Origin of the sequence: Nostoc sp. KVJ3, assembly GCF_026127265.1 — a bacterium.
Lineage (GTDB): Bacteria > Cyanobacteriota > Cyanobacteriia > Cyanobacteriales > Nostocaceae > Nostoc.
Map to the genome: position 1 here is coordinate 53,005 of NZ_WWFG01000016.1, position 16,098 is coordinate 69,102.

The 16,098-nt window shown below is 42.8% G+C and carries 21 protein-coding genes; 7 read left to right on the forward strand and 14 right to left on the reverse strand.

The genetic code is table 11. From position 1 onward, the window contains the following. Position 1: 1 nt before the first annotated feature. Complete coding sequence (locus GTQ43_RS40575; RefSeq protein WP_265276768.1) at positions 2–2,971, forward strand: Tn3 family transposase; 2,970 nt, start codon at positions 2–4, stop codon at positions 2,969–2,971. On the opposite strand, the gene GTQ43_RS40580 is transcribed toward GTQ43_RS40575, so the two are convergent. The 6 genes from GTQ43_RS40580 to GTQ43_RS40605 form a co-directional block, all read right to left on the reverse strand. Beyond that, positions 2,957–3,601: a glycosyltransferase family 2 protein gene (locus tag GTQ43_RS40580; protein ID WP_265278279.1), complete on the reverse strand. Its 645-nt coding sequence runs from the start codon at positions 3,599–3,601 to the stop codon at positions 2,957–2,959. The two genes, GTQ43_RS40575 and GTQ43_RS40580, sit on opposite strands and share 15 nt — an antisense overlap. Positions 3,602–3,621: 20 nt before the next feature. After that, a complete protein-coding gene (locus GTQ43_RS40585) occupies positions 3,622–4,314 on the reverse strand; it encodes a glycosyltransferase (RefSeq protein ID WP_265278280.1) in 693 nt (230 codons plus the stop codon). Between the two features lie 623 nt (positions 4,315–4,937). Further along, on the reverse strand, positions 4,938–7,502 hold the full coding sequence (locus tag GTQ43_RS40590; protein ID WP_265278281.1) for a toprim domain-containing protein: 2,565 nt from the start codon (positions 7,500–7,502) through the stop codon (positions 4,938–4,940). A 14-nt stretch (positions 7,503–7,516) separates the two neighbouring features. Continuing rightward, positions 7,517–7,936, reverse strand: coding sequence for a relaxase/mobilization nuclease domain-containing protein (locus tag GTQ43_RS40595; protein ID WP_414859204.1), 420 nt, complete (start codon positions 7,934–7,936; stop codon positions 7,517–7,519). A 92-nt stretch (positions 7,937–8,028) separates the two neighbouring features. Next, positions 8,029–8,433, reverse strand: a complete 405-nt coding sequence (locus GTQ43_RS40600; protein WP_265278282.1) for a MobC family plasmid mobilization relaxosome protein — start codon at positions 8,431–8,433, stop codon at positions 8,029–8,031. 291 nt (positions 8,434–8,724) lie between these two features. Continuing rightward, positions 8,725–8,889 carry a hypothetical protein gene (locus GTQ43_RS40605; protein WP_265278241.1) on the reverse strand — a complete coding sequence of 55 codons (165 nt, stop codon included), beginning with the start codon at positions 8,887–8,889 and terminating at the stop codon, positions 8,725–8,727. Between the two features lie 78 nt (positions 8,890–8,967). On the opposite strand from GTQ43_RS40605, the gene GTQ43_RS40610 reads away from it, so the two are divergent. The 3 genes from GTQ43_RS40610 (at position 8,968) to GTQ43_RS40620 (ending at position 11,699) form a co-directional block, all read left to right on the forward strand. Then, a complete protein-coding gene (locus tag GTQ43_RS40610) occupies positions 8,968–9,420 on the forward strand; it encodes a hypothetical protein (protein WP_265278283.1) in 453 nt (150 codons plus the stop codon). Between the two features lie 600 nt (positions 9,421–10,020). Next, complete coding sequence (locus GTQ43_RS40615) at positions 10,021–10,170, forward strand: hypothetical protein (protein WP_265278284.1); 150 nt, start codon at positions 10,021–10,023, stop codon at positions 10,168–10,170. Further along, positions 10,161–11,699 carry a flavin monoamine oxidase family protein gene (locus GTQ43_RS40620; RefSeq protein ID WP_265278285.1) on the forward strand — a complete coding sequence of 513 codons (1,539 nt, stop codon included), beginning with the start codon at positions 10,161–10,163 and terminating at the stop codon, positions 11,697–11,699. Before GTQ43_RS40615 ends, GTQ43_RS40620 begins: the two co-directional genes overlap by 10 nt. A 352-nt stretch (positions 11,700–12,051) precedes the next feature. On the opposite strand, the gene GTQ43_RS40625 is transcribed toward GTQ43_RS40620, so the two are convergent. Beyond that, a complete protein-coding gene (locus GTQ43_RS40625) occupies positions 12,052–12,273 on the reverse strand; it encodes a type II toxin-antitoxin system RelE/ParE family toxin (protein WP_265278286.1) in 222 nt (73 codons plus the stop codon). Next, the gene (locus tag GTQ43_RS40630; protein ID WP_265278287.1) at positions 12,245–12,538 is read right to left on the reverse strand and encodes a type II toxin-antitoxin system ParD family antitoxin; all 294 of its coding nucleotides are present in this window, start codon (positions 12,536–12,538) and stop codon (positions 12,245–12,247) included. The genes GTQ43_RS40625 and GTQ43_RS40630 overlap by 29 nt, the downstream gene beginning before the upstream one ends. A 550-nt stretch (positions 12,539–13,088) precedes the next feature. On the opposite strand from GTQ43_RS40630, the gene GTQ43_RS40640 reads away from it, so the two are divergent. Beyond that, on the forward strand, positions 13,089–13,250 hold the full coding sequence (locus GTQ43_RS40640) for a hypothetical protein (protein ID WP_265278288.1): 162 nt from the start codon (positions 13,089–13,091) through the stop codon (positions 13,248–13,250). Positions 13,251–13,269: 19 nt separating this feature from the next. Here the strand turns inward: GTQ43_RS40640 and GTQ43_RS40645 are convergent, their stop codons facing one another. From GTQ43_RS40645 to GTQ43_RS40665, 5 genes are all read right to left on the reverse strand, one after another. Beyond that, positions 13,270–13,548, reverse strand: a complete 279-nt coding sequence (locus GTQ43_RS40645; protein WP_265278289.1) for a hypothetical protein — start codon at positions 13,546–13,548, stop codon at positions 13,270–13,272. 169 nt (positions 13,549–13,717) lie between these two features. After that, positions 13,718–14,149: a hypothetical protein gene (locus tag GTQ43_RS40650; protein ID WP_265278290.1), complete on the reverse strand. Its 432-nt coding sequence runs from the start codon at positions 14,147–14,149 to the stop codon at positions 13,718–13,720. A gap of 30 nt (positions 14,150–14,179) precedes the next feature. Beyond that, positions 14,180–14,341 (reverse strand): hypothetical protein, encoded by a 162-nt coding sequence (locus GTQ43_RS40655; RefSeq protein ID WP_265278291.1) that lies wholly within the window; start codon positions 14,339–14,341, stop codon positions 14,180–14,182. Continuing rightward, the gene (locus tag GTQ43_RS40660) at positions 14,338–14,508 is read right to left on the reverse strand and encodes a hypothetical protein (protein WP_265278292.1); all 171 of its coding nucleotides are present in this window, start codon (positions 14,506–14,508) and stop codon (positions 14,338–14,340) included. The genes GTQ43_RS40655 and GTQ43_RS40660 overlap by 4 nt, the downstream gene beginning before the upstream one ends. Before the next feature lie 167 nt (positions 14,509–14,675). Continuing rightward, on the reverse strand, positions 14,676–14,864 hold the full coding sequence (locus GTQ43_RS40665; protein ID WP_265278293.1) for a hypothetical protein: 189 nt from the start codon (positions 14,862–14,864) through the stop codon (positions 14,676–14,678). 131 nt (positions 14,865–14,995) lie between these two features. Between GTQ43_RS40665 and GTQ43_RS40670 the strand changes: the two genes are divergently transcribed. After that, entirely contained in the window at positions 14,996–15,151 is a 156-nt protein-coding gene (locus GTQ43_RS40670; protein WP_265278294.1) for a hypothetical protein, read from the forward strand. A 9-nt stretch (positions 15,152–15,160) separates the two neighbouring features. Further along, entirely contained in the window at positions 15,161–15,337 is a 177-nt protein-coding gene (locus tag GTQ43_RS40675; protein ID WP_265278295.1) for a hypothetical protein, read from the forward strand. 78 nt (positions 15,338–15,415) lie between these two features. Here the strand turns inward: GTQ43_RS40675 and GTQ43_RS40680 are convergent, their stop codons facing one another. Continuing rightward, a complete protein-coding gene (locus GTQ43_RS40680; protein ID WP_265278296.1) occupies positions 15,416–15,925 on the reverse strand; it encodes a hypothetical protein in 510 nt (169 codons plus the stop codon). Between the last annotated feature and the right edge of the window lie 173 nt (positions 15,926–16,098).

Consider the following 16,098-nt stretch of genomic DNA (forward strand, 5'->3'; position numbering starts at 1 on the left):
TGTGACATCAATTGAACGTACCGCTTATCCTAGATTCAAACGCCAATTTACCACCAAAGAACTTACTGAGATTTATACTCCAACTAAATCCGAAATTGCTTTCGCTTACAATACGACGAAAGGTGAAAGTAATATTTTGAGTCTGCTCGTCATTTTAAAATCATTCCAAAGACTGGGTTACTTTCCATCGATTGCAGATATCCCACTGAAAATTATTAACCATATTCGCAGTCATTTAAAATTTGCTCTTGATATTGTTTTAGGTTATGAAAATAACAAAACAATGTACCGACATCGAACAGCTATCCGCGAATATCTTCAAGTTAAATCTTTTAATCAGACTGCGCTGCATTTAGCGGTATCTGCGGTGAATGAATCAGCCCAGGTGATGGATAATCCTGCTGATTTAATGAATGTGGCAATTGCCGAACTAATTAAAAATAGATATGAATTACCAGGATTTAACACATTAAATAGATTAGTACGCCGAGTTAGGAATGTAGTCAATCAAAACCTATTCAATTTGGTACTTAGTCGCCTAAGTAATGATTATCAACAACGTCTACTCGACCTTTTAGATAATCATCCAGTCGAATATAGAAGTCTTTACAATAATCTCAAGCAACTTCCTAAACGCCCAACCCGCAATCATCTCAATGATTTAATTGTACATTCAATCTGGCTTGATTCTTTGGGAGATATTAAACCACTCCTTGCTGATATGACAGCAGCTAAGATTCAACACTTTGCTGCTGAAGCGAGAGTATTAGATGCGAGTGAAATCAAAGAGTTTAATTTGCCAAAACGAATTACTCTAATATTATGCCTGATTTACTCGGCAAGCGTGATGACGCGAGATAATTTGGTCGAGATGTTTCTCAAAAAAATGCAGTTAATTCATAATCATGCCAAAAGAGAATTAGAACTTATCAAACAAAGATATCAATCAACGGTTGAGAAGTTACTGGGGGTTTTCACTAATGTTCTACAAGTATTGGTTGATGAACCGCCAGAAGTTCAGACTGTCGATCCGGTCGAGCGAGTTAATCAAGTACTCATTCCATCCGGTGGTGCTGAACAACTATTAACTGAATGTGAGGCGATAAATGCCTATAAGGGAAATAATTATTTTCCCCTATTGTGGCAATTTTATAAAAGTCATCGCAGTACTTTCTTTCGGTTGCTAGGTGCTTTGAAGTTTTCATCCACTACCAACGAACAAAGTGTAGTTGAGGCATTAAATTTTATTTTAGAAAATCAGTCACGGCGGGGTCAATTCTTCAATAATACTATTGATTTAGATTTTGCTTCTCCTCAATGGCAGAAACTTTTATTCGTCGAACAAGGAAACAAAACTAAAATTGTGCGTCGCCATCTGGAAGTTTGTGTTTTTTCTTACTTAATGGCTGAATTGAGGTCGGGGGATATTTGCGTCAAGGGAAGTGAGAATTACGCTGACCACCGAGAACAGTTGTTGCCTTGGTCAGAATGTTTACCACTGATTGACCAGTATTGTGGAGATTTGGGTTTTGCTAGTGATGCGGTTGGTAATGTTTACGAACTCAAGTCTTTGTTGACTGATACGGCTTTTAAAGTGGATGCTGGTTATCCAGATAATCGTCAACTTGTGATTAATGATTTGGGTGAACCTGTATTAAAAAAATCTCCACGTCATGATTTGAGTCCATCAGCTAAGACTTTACTTGAGGCTGTGGAACAAAGGTTTGGTGAACGTAATTTGATTGATATTCTGCGGAATGTCGATTATTGGACTAATTTTACACGCCATTTTGGGCCGATGAGCGGCAGCGATCCGAAATTAGAACGGGCGACAGAACGTTATTTGTTGACTAGTTTCACCTATGGTTGTAATTTGGGGCCGACTCAAGCTGCAAGACACATGCGGGGTATTGTCACAAGTAAGGAAATATCGTTTGTTAATCGGCGTCATGTGAGTGTGGATAAATTGAATGCAGCCCTTGTGGATATTATTAATCGCTACAATGTTTTAAAGCTTCCGAGCATTTGGGGTGATGGGACAACTGCGGCGGCTGATGGGACTAAGTACGAACTCTACGAAGAAAATTTACTCTCTGAGTATCATATCCGCTATGGTGGCTACGGAGGCATTGCTTACCACCATGTTTCTGATACCTATGTGGCGCTATTTAGTCATTTTATTTCCTGCGGAACCTGGGAGGCTGTTTATATTATTGAGGGTTTGTTAAAAAATCTTTCTGATATTCAGCCTCATACGATTCACGCAGATACTCAAGGGCAATCAACGCCTGTGTTTGCATTATCACATATGTTGGGGATTAAGTTAATGCCCCGGATTCGGAATTGGAAAGATTTAAATTTCTTCCGCCCAGATAATGATACGGTTTACAAGCATATTGATTCTTTGTTCAAGGATGCGATTGATTGGGAGAAAATTCAAACCCATTGGCAAGATATTTTACAGGTTGTGCTGTCGATTCAAACTGGCAAGATTTCGAGTGCGGTGCTGTTACGAAAACTGGGAAACTATAGTCGTAAAAACAGATTATACCAAGCTTTTCAGGAGTTAGGACGGGTAATCAGGACGGTATTTCTGTTGCAATATATTTCGGATATGAAGTTACGACAACAGATTACTGCGGCAACGAATATTGTTGAGTCTTATAACGGTTTCTCAAAGTGGTTTTTCTTCGGTGGTTTTGGAGTTATTGCTAATAATGACCCAATTGAGCAGGAGAAGATTGTTAAATATAATGATTTGGTTGCTAATGCTGTGATCTTCCACAATGTTGTAGATTTGACTGAGGTTTTGCGTGATTTCCTGAAAGCTGGTTATTTGATTACTCGTGAAGATGTGGCGGCGTTGAGTCCTTATATGACGAGTCATATCAAGCGTTTCGGCGATTACTTGATTGATATGGAGACTGTACCGAATTTGTTGGATGATGACAAGCTCTTAGTTTTGGCTTGAGAAATTATGAAGGTAGTTCTGGCAAGGGTTGTAGAGTTTTTGTTTACATAACTTTACAACGTGTCCCATTTTGCACGTATCCCGGCTGTACCCCTGAATGAAACATCGCCAAAGCATTGAAAGAATCAGGTCATCAGGATGGCTTGGACTGAGGCTCATTCGGTCGCCCTTGTGGTCAACGCTTGTGATGGCGATATAGTTGCAGTAGCTGAGGACAGCAGTGGGTGTTTGTTTGAGAGTGTCAATTTGATGTTGCAGGTAATCTGGTAGCCATTGGTCGTCGCTGTCGAGGAAGGCGATAAATTGTCCGAGTGCGTTTTTGATGCCCAAATTTCTAGCGGCAGCAGCACCAGTATTAGTGGGTATTTGTAACAGTTTTACCTGTGGATAGTGTGTATGAATCCAATCAGCAGTCCCATCGGTAGAACCGTCATCAATTACAATAATTTCGTAGTCAGTATAGGTTTGACAACAGACGCTATCGAGAGCGTGATTAAGATAATCTTTTCGATTGTAAGTTGGAATGATAATCGAAACAGTGGTTGGTGAATTTAAAATTTGCTGAGGGGAGTTAGAAGTGTTTTGAGAGCGGTGTTTAGATTTAATAGTAAAATGAGCGACGACTTGCATAGATAGCTCATATTGGCTGTCTAACCCCGCCTTTTGAGTGCGTTATTGATTGCTTTTTGAGACCAGCGAATCGGTTCAAACTGTTCGTTAGTCAAATTGCCAGAGTGACGGCGATAATAATAAAGAGGTTGAGGGATATGGTAAAAGTCGGTGACTTCAGACAGTTTTAGACACAAATCATACTCTTCGGCATAAGTAAAGTTCGGATCAATACCTCCCACTTGCTCGTAAACGGTGCGGCGTATTAAGCGGAAATGGAAGATCATAAAGTCAACAAGTAGCCGTTCTTTGGAATAGGGGATTTGGCAACGCTGCCCGATTCCATGCAGGTTCCCCTGTTCGTCCATTAGTTGATAGTCTGTGTAAACAAGTCCTACCAAGGGGTGGTTATTCAGAATGGAAATTGTCTGTTCTAAGGCGGTTGGAGCTAGAATATCGTCACTGTCTACCCAACCGATATAATCTCCAGTGGTTGCTGCAACCGCTCCGTGGATAGCAGGGGCAATACCAGTATGTTTGGCAGCTATGACTCGGATGCGTTGATCTTGCTGGGCATACTCGGATGCAATTTCAACGGAGCGATCTGTAGAGCCATCGTCCCAGATTAACAATTCCAAGTCAGACCAAGTTTGAGCTAGGACACTTTTAATTGCCGCAGCAAGGTAGTTTTCTCGATTGTAAACTGTGATGACGATAGAAACAGATATTTTCATCAGTTAACGCCCAATTAGTAAATTCAGCTATGCTTTATACGTTCAGGTAACATGATGAGTTTTTGACAGGAGATATTCTGGAAGCTCTAAAAATGGCTGAACGCTTTATCCGTTCAGGTAACATGATGAGTTTTTGACAGGAGTGCTGCTCAGAACTTTGACTAATAATTTTTCTGCTGATCATGATTTTCTGCTTAGGCGTTAACACTTGCCGCCCCGAAGTCTACGGAAATATTTGTCAACTTTAATTCAAGCAACTCCGTAATCTCTACTATTGAGTAGGCATTGCTCAATTTTGATACTATTTTGACATTGTTAATTACTTACCTCACTTCCCTTCAGTGGCAAGCTGATTGTCCTATGCTGGCCGGCATAGCGATCGCACGGCACCTTTACCAAAACCTCTCCGTACTACCTGCCCCACTGTTAAGCATTAATATATTCAAAAGGTCTACAGTGTCTTTCTTTACAGGATTTAAGAACTCGTGGCTCGGAGTCGGCGCAGCGAAGTGGCTCTTGCGGGCTTGCACGATCTAGTTGGCCCAACCAGTAATCTTTCTGCCCGTAAGAGCCACCGACTCCGAGAGCGTAGCGGTCACGAGTTCGTCGGCGATGGCGCGAGATCATCGACTAAAACCTCGCCCCCGTTGCTTTTGCTCCAGCATCTCTTGCTGCTGCTGCCGCTCTCTAACAAAAACCTCATTCCAACTAAGCCCCTTGGGTGCAATTCTTTTAGCCTGGGGTAGCATTTCCTGAACAACCTGGGCAGCTTCATTACCAAGATCATCATTATTAAATGCCAGTCCAATTCTGCTGATATTTCTGAGGAGTTCAAAAGGCAAGTTATCCTGGTCATCCACTGCCATGTACATTGTTCTAACTGGTGGTTGCCCCTTGTGTGCATTCCTATCAATCTCTGCCATTGTCAGCGCATCAATGGGGGAAGAACACAGGTATACTCTCTCAATTTTATCGTCAGGCTCTCCACCCAATTTGAAATGAAACCACCCAGGAGAGCGATCGCCTCCGGCGGGGCGTAGCCCATCGCTGTTTTCGGGGTACTCCGTACAACGATTGTCAATCCGTGCGGTATCCCAAACCAGTGCGCCTGACTTAGAACCATCTAAACCCCGCTTGATAAACACAACCTGAGCCTGTTGATCTATATAACCCAACCCCTGCCGTTGTAATGGTTGCACAAGAAAATTAGTTATAGCGCGTTTTTGAGTCAGGTAATACTGTAGTACTTGCCTTTTGCTTTCATCCTCTGGTGGAGGTACAAACTGGGGTTGTTCTTGTAAGTGTGCCAGTTGATTGTTAGCGATTAAAACTAATGCTTTAGCTTCATCAATAGTCCATCCGGCTGGACTGGCAAAGATAATTTCTTCAACATCTTGGGCTGGTTTATCATCTAATAGCGCCCTGATTGCAATTTCTTTATCTCGGTCAGTCACTAATAAGTTTTGCAAGTCGGCGCTGTAATACTCATATAACTCGGCTGTTTGATTCGGGGTTAGCTTTGGTTCATCTGTGGTTATAGTTGGAGTTTGATTAAGAGCAATTGCGTCTACTGGTTTTTGCGATCTATGGAGTTGCTCCAAATAAACAATCGCTGCTTCCAGGTCGTCGAATATGCTTCTTCCGGCTGATAGCTGCTGCTGATTTTGAGAAAGTTGTTGTGTTAATTCTAATACTGTTTCAGTTAAGGCCGATTCAACAGTCGATTGCTCAATATAATCAGAAATTGATGAAATGGCTCTCTTCTCTAGATATGATTGTAACTCAGTTGCAAGAACTGCATCCAGGTCATTGAATGTAGTTTTAGCTGTAATGAGTTCCTCTTTGTATTGAGAAAGTTGTTGCGTTAATTCTAATACTGTTTGGGTTAATGCTGATTCAACAGCCGATTGCTCAATATAATCAGAAATCGATGAAATAGCTCTTTTCTCTAGATATGATTGTAACTCATTCGCAAGTACTGCATCCAGGTCATTGAATGTAGTTTTAGCTGTAACAAGCTGCTCTTTGTATTGAGAAAGTTGTTGCGTTAATTCTAATACTGTTTCAGTTAAGGCAGATTCAACAGTCGATTGCTCAACGTAATCAGAGATTGATAAGATAGCTCTCTTCTCTGCATGAGATTGTAACTCAGCCGTCAATGCTGTTTCAAAGTCATTGAATGTAGTTTTCGCTTCAAGTAGCTGCTGATGATATTGAGAAACTTGCTGTGTTAATCCTAATACTGCTTGGCTTAAAGCTGACTCGATAGCTGATTGCTCAATATAATCAAAGATTGATGAAATGGTTTTCTTCACTGCATGGGATTGCAACTCAGCCGTAAATGCTTCATCAAAGTCATTGAATGTAGTTTTATCAATAAATAGTTGCTCTTTGTATTGAGAAATTTGCTCTGTTAATCCTAATACTGTTTCAGTTAAAGCTGACTCGATAGTTGATTGCTCAATATAATCAAAGATTGATAAAATGGCTTTCTTCACTGCATGGGATTGCAACTCAGCCGTAAATGCTTCATCAAAGTCATTGAATGTAGTTTTATCAATAAATAGTTGCTCTTTGTATTGAGATAGTTGCTCTGTTAATCCTAATACTGTTTCAGTTAAAGCTGACTCGATAGCTGATTGCTCAATATAATCAGAGATTGACAAAATTGCTTTCTGATCTGCGTGGGATTGCAACTCAGTCGTCAACGCTGTTTCAAAGTCATTGAATGCAGTTTTAGCTCGAAAGAGTTGTTGCCGATAAATAGATAGTTGTTCTGTTAATTGTGGCAACGTTTCAGCCAAGGCATCATCAACTACTGACTGTTCAATAAAGTCAACGATTGTATTTATGAATCTTTGGCTCTCCACTGCTTGCTCTTTAGGATTCTTCAACAGATTCTCAATAAGCTCATCATCCCGTTGGGGCTGGTAGTCAATAAACTTATGTTTTTGTAAACCTGGGAATGTATAGGCAGGCCCCAAAGATGTGCCGCTGAATTTCTGGTCATTCCACGAGTACGAGATGCCCTTACTTTTACCGTTGCGTGTTAATCCGTGACGAACTTCTACACCTTGTAATTGCAATCGCTCAACCAGTTGCGGCATAGTCGGTTTATCTACTATGGCGCGGTCGATTACTTCAATTAGTTGGGTTTTGATTGACTGTTGTGGCGGCGTGTTTCTCAAACCATGCTCGTATTCTAGTTGTTCCCTTTCGATTCGTCGCTGTTGCCCATAGCTGGGGCGCGGTTCAGTTTCTCCTTGCTACTTAGAGTTTGCTGTAAACCATATTCTAGTTCTAGCTGTCGAATGATTTTTTCAGAGCGCACATACTCCCAGCTATCGCGGGTAATCTTGCCGTCATCCAAACTGATTCTGCTGGCGCAAATATGTATATGGTCGTGGTTGCGGTCGCTGTGGCGGTAGATGGCATATTGGTTAGCTGTGTAACCCATTTCCTCGATGTACTTGTCGGCTACAAGGCACCAAGTATCATTGTCTAGCTGTTCGCCTGGGCTTAGTGAGAGCGAAACATGGTGAACTACTTTCTCCGCTTCTGGATTAAGTTGTCGAGACAGTCGGAATTCTCTAGCGAGTTCTCTGGCATTTCTGCCAAACATATTGCCGCCAATTAAAGATGACTGCTCTTTGTTTTCAAGATAGTCAAGGAGTCCACGAAAGCTTTTACCCTTGGTTTAGTTGCCAATCATTTTTACTCCCAGTCCTCCTGCTCTCCGTCGTCGTCAATGTCATCGTCATCAGTAATTTCAGTTTCGATTTGGGACAGTTCCCGACCAATTTGTTTTAAGAGTTGTTGTAGCTGTTCTAGTTGTTCTGGATCTGCTGGTGGTCGCAGTCCCATTTTAATAGCTGTATTGGTAGCTCTGGTAAGTTGATTAATATTGTTGCCGATGCGTACTAATTCTCTATAAGTAGCTAGGGTTATTTTGCTCAGTCGTTTTGGCAGTGGTTTTAGTAAAACACTGCGTCGAGTTAATTCAGCTATGCTTAGTCCCGCGTCTTGTGCTTTGAGCTTAATCATCTCGTGTTCGATTACGTTGATACGAGCTTCTAATGTCTTAGTACGAAGCAGGTTTTTTGACAGTTTCGGGCGCATAACTGTGGGAGGTATGAGAGGGGGTTTCCAAAGCGGGGACACTTCCCCCTTTGGCAAGCCTGTCGTCCGAGCGAAGCGAGGTTTGCCGGAGGCAAAAGGCACGGCTTGCTTCTAGCCCAAATACGGGGGAAAGCGAAGTATCGTGTGCTACGTATGTACGGAGTCACAGCGATAGACTGGGGGCGAGGGAACGACAGCGTAGCTGGGGGGACGATTTCGGGTGATTCAGAGTGAGATGAAGTCTGATAACAGCATAGCTGTTTCGTCATAATTATATCAGTGTTTGCTGAATCACTGTGACGGCGTAGCCGAGGTGTATTGGCTAAAGTCAGCAACAGTCAACATCGGGGGAACATAGCAACAGCGTAGCTTGAACAGGATAAATATATAAGCATCTAATAAATGATGGTTAGGCGTAGCAGCAACAAAAATTCTAATCAGCGTAGCTGAAACCATCTGAGAATCTGGAGTTATGCTTTTTTAAAAAATAGTGGAGAATAAGGGAATTATGATAATCAATTTAATTTCATAGCAATGGTTGAGCCAAAAGATTCTGGTCAGATTACGTATAGCAAGATTGATAAGGCGATTACTGCCTTAAAGGATCTCAAGCCGAAAGAGCGGGATAGTATATCGGAAAGAGTTGCTATCAGAAAAATGAGACGGTATATCGAGAAACTGACCTCTGATAAGTATGGCTATACTTACGATGAAGTGTCAGAGATACTGAAAGAGTTGGGCATTCAGTTAAGTGGTAGCAGAATCAAATATTTATTGGGTGAGGTCAGGAAAAATACTCGCCGCAAAAAGAAGCCTCTTGAGAATGAAAATCCTGGTGGGTCGGAGAGTATAAAGAGTGCGACCCAGAATTTACCTGTAAATACAGCATCCTCAGATGCTGCTAGTGCGCCTCAGAATTTACCTGCAAAGACCACTAAAAGCAAAAGAAAAAATCTTGATCTAGTCAAACCAGAGTTAGAGGAGTAGACAAGACTTGAAGCTCAACGTCGGCGGATACCCTTCTCCCAATCCCTACTCTTATTGAAACTACCGAGTCTCTACAGAAGATTTGAGAGCAAACTGGTTGGACTAATACCAAACTTCATCGGGTTGAGAAAAGTTTGGGGACAGATCCGAATGGTACTAAGAAAAGGGAAAATCGTTGAGCCAGCTCTTGTGCTCTTGAGCGGAGGAGCAGGGGAGAAAGAAGAAGGAAGAAGCATACGGACAGAAACAAGAGGCATACGGAAAGAAGCAAGAGAAATTCTCCTCTGCCCCTCTGCCCCCCTGCTCCTCTGCAATCCTTACGCCGCCTACCCTTCAGCTTAACTTAGTGCCATTCGGGACAGATCCTTTCTCACAGACGACGGTAAGAATTCACTCGTTGCTTTTGCATGAATCTATCCCACTTTTGACTGTTAAGGGACAGTCAAACCCACAAAACACTGATTGATTCTTGGTAAACCAAAGCTTTCAGGAGGAATTTGATTACTTTTCATATTTAATTTCATTACTTCATCAAAAAAGTCATTTCAACCTGCAATTATTAATATTATTTTCAAATTAGCGGTAATAGAGGTGCATTGAATGGCTAAGTCTGCACTAATGGGATCTTTGCAACGTGCTTATAAAATTGCGAGAGCATCGATAAAAACTGGCATTCCCGCAGATGAGATAGTTGACATTTTAAAACAAAAAACCACTCGTCGCCGCTTACTGTATGGGGTTTGGGATTAGCAAGCGCATTAGCTACAGCTACCTGGCATAACGGACAGGATTCTATGGCTTTTGGCACAATTCCCAAGGTGCTGGTAGTGGGTGCGGGAATTGCTGGCTTAACTGCTGCCTACCGTTTACGTCAAGCTGGGGTTCCTGTAGACATTGTTGAGGCGAGGAATCGCGTTGGTGGTCGGATGCGTAGTTTAGCCAACGCCGCAGGTACTAACGTGACTGTGGAACTAGGTGGAGAGTTTATTGATACAGATCATACAAAATTGCGATCGCTAGCTCAAGAATTGGGTTTAACAATAGTCGATATACTCGCCACTGATCAGGGATTAGTGCCAGAAACATGGTATTTTCAAGGACGCAAAATTCCCGAACTAGAAATTATTAGTTACTTCATTCCTTTAGCACGTAAAATTGACGAGGATTTAGTTGCAATTGGCGATGGAGATGTAACTTATCGCTCTTACAATCAGGCAGCTTTCGCTTTAGATAATACTTCTATTGCAGAGTATTTAGAGCAAGCACAAATTAATCCCATTCTCCAAGAAATGCTGAATGTCTCTTATACCACCGAGTATGGCCGAGAAGCAGCAGAACAATCTTGTTTAAATCTACTGTTTTTAATTGGTACCAACACTGATACATTCTCACTCTACGGTGAAAGCGATGAACGTTACACCATTCGTGGCGGTAACGACCAAGTACCACATCTGCTAGCGAATTACTTGGCAAATGTTATACAAACTGAAACAGAATTAGAAGCTATCTGTATCCGTCCCGATGGTCGCTATCGAGTTAGTTTAAAGTCTGGCTATAAAACCTTTGATCGTACTTATGAAAGAATCTTGCTGACCTTACCCTTTACCACTTTGCGTTTAGTGAAGTTGGATGTGAATTTACCAGCATTTAAAAAGAGAGCGATCGCTCTCTTAGGATATGGTACAAATGCCAAGTTAATTACAGCCTATCAACAAAAATTGTGGCGCAATAAATATAACTCAACAGCAGCAACATTTACTGATACAGGCTTTCAAAACACCTGGGAAGCCAGTCGCTACCAAAAAGGCCCCAAAGGTCTGGTTACTGACTTTACTGGTGGTAAACATGGTTTATCTTTAGGTAAAGGTTCAGCCGAATCTCAAGCCCAAATATTTTTACCACAGTTAGATCGGATTTTCCCCGGAATTAAAAACCTCCGTCAAGGTGAAGCCATTCGCGCCTATTGGCCTGGAGAACAATATACACGAGCCTCCTATGCTTGCTATTTAGTCGGACAATGGACAAGCATCGCTGGAGCAGAACAAAAGCGTGTAGGTAATCTATTTTTTGCTGGCGAACACTGTTCTCTGTCCTACCAAGGGTATATGGAAGGCGGTTGTGCAACAGGTGAAGTTGCAGCTCAAAGAATCCTCAAAGATTTAGGTTTGCGAAATATCTCTGCTCAACAGAAAAAACCAATTAATACCAATCAACTTTTGCGCCGTCATCCCAGGATTCCAAGGGACGAACGTTTTTCTGACGACTACACCCAAGAGTAAAAAGTATGTACGCGCTAACCACTTTTCATCGTCGTCTAAGTCAGCCAAATTTTATTACTACCGCTATTAAGACTATCTAATAGCAGGAGTAATATTTTTTCAAACGTAGCCCAGCCGCCCCCCACGCTTGGTAAATCGGCTCACGCATTCCTGACAAATATCAGCAAGGGAGGCGGTTACAGTTTGGGTAACTTCTGCTACGACTGAATTAGCTCCTGTTTTGGCGTTGACTATGTTGGCGAACTACAAATAGCAATCTGATAGTTTGATTATTCTCCAGCAAGTTCTCGCGCAATATCCATATTGGCCGCCAGTACACGCACGATTTCAACAGGGGTTTCCCCTCGATAGATCAGGAAATAGCGGGGATGCACCAACCAAAACGAACGGGTAACGGTGTTAGGTCAGAACGATACTGCCCGATCCTGGGATTATCTGTCAGCAACTCACAGGCCGAAAGAAGTTTATCAAGCATCCGTTCGGCAGCATCTGTATTATCTCGCGCAATATAAGCGTAAATCAAAGCCAAGTCTTCTTCTGCTTGCTCAGAGAGAACATAAGGTTTTGGGTTCATCACACAGGGGTTTCATAAACTTTTGCGCCTTGTTACGAATGCGTAAGCGTGCGCCTTCGGCGGTCAGACTTTGGCCATTGTCAAGTTGGCCTAGACCAATGGCAATCTGTTCATTGAGCCACAGTTTATATTCCTCGGAATGGTCGTTAAAGCGTTTCAACAGACGCAATCCTTCCCGAATCACTTCACTTTGAGAATGGTACAAACCAGACTCAACCTGTTTCTGCACGAACGCTTCTAGCTCAGGAGTCAGGGAAATATTCATTTATCTCTCACAATTAACCAGAATCGCTATTATAATAACAGTTTTTGTTATTGCTTGCCTTTAACAGTACAGCCAAAAGTTAAGGCAGGACGTTTCAAAAATTTTCAGCCTAGTTACAGGAGAAACACAATCAACCATAGTGCGAGTGCTTGCGCTGTGACTTGTCAGTTGCCTTGTCTTAATTTGGTTACGCTTTCGTACTGCTAGAAGCATTACAATTCTCAAAGCTTTAGTTTAATTAAACTGATGACGTTCACCTATTCTCTATACCCAGATAATTGGTCAGAAATTGCCACGGACGTTAAGCAACAAGCCCAATGGCGTTGTCAAAAATGCGGGTTACACTGCATACCGCCTGGTGAAAAAACATCACATCTAACACGCTCAAAACGCAGAGTGTACACCCTACAGGTTCATCATTGGGACAGGAATCCAGCAAATAACTACAGCGGCAACCTTATAGCTCTTTGTAGTGCTTGTCACCTTTTATACCATAGAGGTGGGAAATCAAATGTTTCACCGGGGCAGCTATCTTTGTGGTAAATAAGTCATGGATGATGATACTCAAGAACTAATCGCAATTCAGCAAGAACTTTCAGGAATCAGCTCACGCCTGAGAAAGATTTTTCCGTCAACTCATCCCCAATTTGACAGCGTGTTTGAAGACGTGGGTGCAGCTTCTTATTACATTCGGAAGCTGGTTATCGTCTAGAATCAGTTCTTATGACTGTTCAAGGTGATAGCGCAGGTTCTGCGAGTGACCCAGAGATTGAAGAAACTGAAATTGAATAAACTTCAGTAGGCAGACAACTCAGTACAATCATCAGCAGTGAAGCCCTAACAGCCGGGCTACAGAAATTCAAAACTCGCCGCATCGCCCTACTACCAAGAACTTCGGTAACTTCCGCAATCCCATCTAGGGAAGTTGGGAGTGATGATTCTGATTCAGCAATCAACATCGGGAAGTATGTACGGGCTAACCACTTTTCATCGTCGTCTAAGTCAGCCAAATTTTTATTACTACCGCTATTAAGACTATCTAATAGCAGGAGTAATAATTTTTAAAGTGCTGCCAGCCCCCCCATCTCTGGGTAAATCGGCTCACCCAAGCTTGGGAGATTTCAGCAATATTCGCGATCGCGGGTTGGGTAATTTTCTGTTTTGACTGCCAAAGCTGCGTTAATGCGTTGACAATGCGTGTCCTGTCTGCTCACTGGCTTTACCCGCTTCGGGGCAGAGTTGGAAAGCATCAACGCTTTCTAATTTAACTCCTGGTAATTCATCTAAAAGGAAATTGAGGTCATAGTCAGCGCAGAAGTAGAATGTTAGCTCCACATTGGAGCGACGATGAGCGCGTAATCGCCCAATCTCTTGTATAATTTCTGCACGGATCAGGTCTGTGAGATACTTTTGGAAAGTGCTATTTTTATCTTCCAGGTTGACTGGTTCACCAGTCATCACCTGATATTGTGCTGCTAAAACACCGATGTTCTGGTAAGGAATGCCAAAACTAGCGATCGCATCACACTCACTAAACCGATTAACACCACGCCCATCGACAAAGTGACCGTATTCTGTGCGCCCTCGGCTTGGGTTGCAATTTGTTTCCAATCGATAATCCCAAGGGTGGGCAGAGTTCTTTCAAGGTTTCTTTGAGGCATTAACACGAGCGCTTAGTGGAAGGGAGCGATTTTTGGGCAGTTTACCCAGTCCAGTGACGTTGACGACTTTTAAATTGCCATAGTCTGGGCGTTGTTGCTCAATTATTAACACAGGATCATTGATGCCCAGTTTCAATTTCAATTGCTGGGATTTGAATGTGCATCAAGATAAATATTAAAGTTCGCTGATTTGGCCAATTCAGTATGCTTGGGGTTTCGGCGGTAAATGCTGAGTACACCCCATTGAGACTGAAAACTACCATCACCCTTCCAAGCTTCGAGAAAGTCAGGCAACCAGTAATTAGGCAAGTCAAGAAACTCCCTGCCTGCCGTTCGTGCGCTGTCTTAACTACCTTTTGGCAGCATAACGAGCCGCAGAGCTTTTTTTGAGTTGTTTATCTTGGTAATATCAATTGAGTCCAAGTCCTCTAAGAAAGTTAAATCAGGTTCTGAGGCTTGGCGAATCGCTTCGATATCTAAGCCTGTGGGGAAAGGGGCAGCAGCGCTCGGATGCTGGCATCATCAAACCCGTAGCGGTCAGTGGATTTAAGTTGTTGAGTTAACAGTTGGTGTAAAACTAAGAGTGCAGGTTGCAGCTGTGATAGAAGATTTGGTTCTAACAGTAGCAGTTTGCCCACGGTGGTTTCAAAATCACCTCGGTTCACATCAACGCTCCGCACGGGCTTGATGAGTGTGCCAGCTTCTTCCCATAACCGCCCAACGGTGAAAGTTTGTTCAGCAGCATTAGTTAAGGTAACAGGGTAGAGTCTGGGTGCGCTCTGAGTTCAGAATAATTTTGAATTGCACTGCGCTTTTGAAAGCGGAAGCCAAAACCGTCCCCGTAAGCAAAACGGCACTGATTCTTAAGGGAACAACCGCCACAGATGGGGCTGATGCCGCTCTCTTCAAAATCAAGGCTGCTAAAATTCTTGTTGCGGAAGGCGTTAAATAAGTAAGTTCTGTGACAATTGCCGTCAGTGTCGGCAGTCTCACCCGCTTTAGTCCACAGTTTAAAGTCTTCACCAAGGGAGTTTTGCGGGTGGGATCTAGTTTAAAGCCGTTGTGTCGCACTGGCAGGTCAACAAAATTCGTCTCAATGGGCAGTGTGGATGGGTTTCTGTGGTTGGCATCCTGGTAAATTAATTTATCAACGCGAATAACCCCGCCGTCAATTGCCCCGCGTTGTAAGACTTACCTAGTCCAGGGTGAGAATTATCTAAGATTTGTGTCCAGCCCTTAGAAACAGCTTCACCCAAGCAGCAATATGTTCCTCTGGCTGGCAAGAGATAGAGATATTGCCTGTAATTTCGCTTCTTAAAGGTATATTGCCTCTGTTGTAGATAATTACATTGGGCGAAGGCGTGTCAATTTCGGGTAAGGGCTGCGGTGATGGGGGCGCTTTAAATCCTTTAAATATCGAACTAAATGGAGCGATCGCTTGCTTTAATAAATTTTGGAAGCTGCTCAAGTCCTCTTTGACTCGCCCAAGCTCCCACTGTTCACGGTTAATTACTCCTTGGTCGCGTTCGTTATATTCATACTGCCGTTGCGGGAAGCGAAAACCATACTGTTTGGCAATGTGAAACAGTGTTCCGATCGTAATTCCCCCACGCCGAAAACTGCGAATCTTAGCGTGGATGTTCCAAGTTGAGCCTTTGATGCTGGGCGACCACTGCTCGGCTATAATTTCCGCCTCAGATGCCCCATAATGGTTAACCAGTGCCATCAACACCTGACGGCATTCGTCATAATTGCCGCTTCTGGGGTGCGTGGTGGGATGAATGAAAGCGCGTTCTGGATTAGCTGGTCAATGTCCCAGCCTTCAGTTAGGGAAACCTCACGCCACTCTTTACGCCGTGACTCAATTTCCTGAATTCGTAGCTGATACTCAATACGCTC

Coding starts and splice junctions, on each gene's coding strand:
- GTQ43_RS40595 (WP_414859204.1), bottom strand. CDS start 7,936: ATGTTTGGCAGAAATGCCAGAGAACTCGCTAGAGAATTCCGACTGTCT.
- GTQ43_RS40680 (WP_265278296.1), bottom strand. CDS start 15,925: ATGGCACTGGTTAACCATTATGGGGCATCTGAGGCGGAAATTATAGCC.
- GTQ43_RS40585 (WP_265278280.1), bottom strand. CDS start 4,314: ATGAAAATATCTGTTTCTATCGTCATCACAGTTTACAATCGAGAAAAC.
- GTQ43_RS40625 (WP_265278286.1), bottom strand. CDS start 12,273: ATGAACCCAAAACCTTATGTTCTCTCTGAGCAAGCAGAAGAAGACTTG.
- GTQ43_RS40605 (WP_265278241.1), bottom strand. CDS start 8,889: ATGGTTTCAGCTACGCTGATTAGAATTTTTGTTGCTGCTACGCCTAAC.
- GTQ43_RS40610 (WP_265278283.1), top strand. CDS start 8,968: ATGGTTGAGCCAAAAGATTCTGGTCAGATTACGTATAGCAAGATTGAT.
- GTQ43_RS40580 (WP_265278279.1), bottom strand. CDS start 3,601: ATGCAAGTCGTCGCTCATTTTACTATTAAATCTAAACACCGCTCTCAA.
- GTQ43_RS40615 (WP_265278284.1), top strand. CDS start 10,021: ATGGCTAAGTCTGCACTAATGGGATCTTTGCAACGTGCTTATAAAATT.
- GTQ43_RS40640 (WP_265278288.1), top strand. CDS start 13,089: ATGGATGATGATACTCAAGAACTAATCGCAATTCAGCAAGAACTTTCA.
- GTQ43_RS40600 (WP_265278282.1), bottom strand. CDS start 8,433: ATGCGCCCGAAACTGTCAAAAAACCTGCTTCGTACTAAGACATTAGAA.
- GTQ43_RS40630 (WP_265278287.1), bottom strand. CDS start 12,538: ATGAATATTTCCCTGACTCCTGAGCTAGAAGCGTTCGTGCAGAAACAG.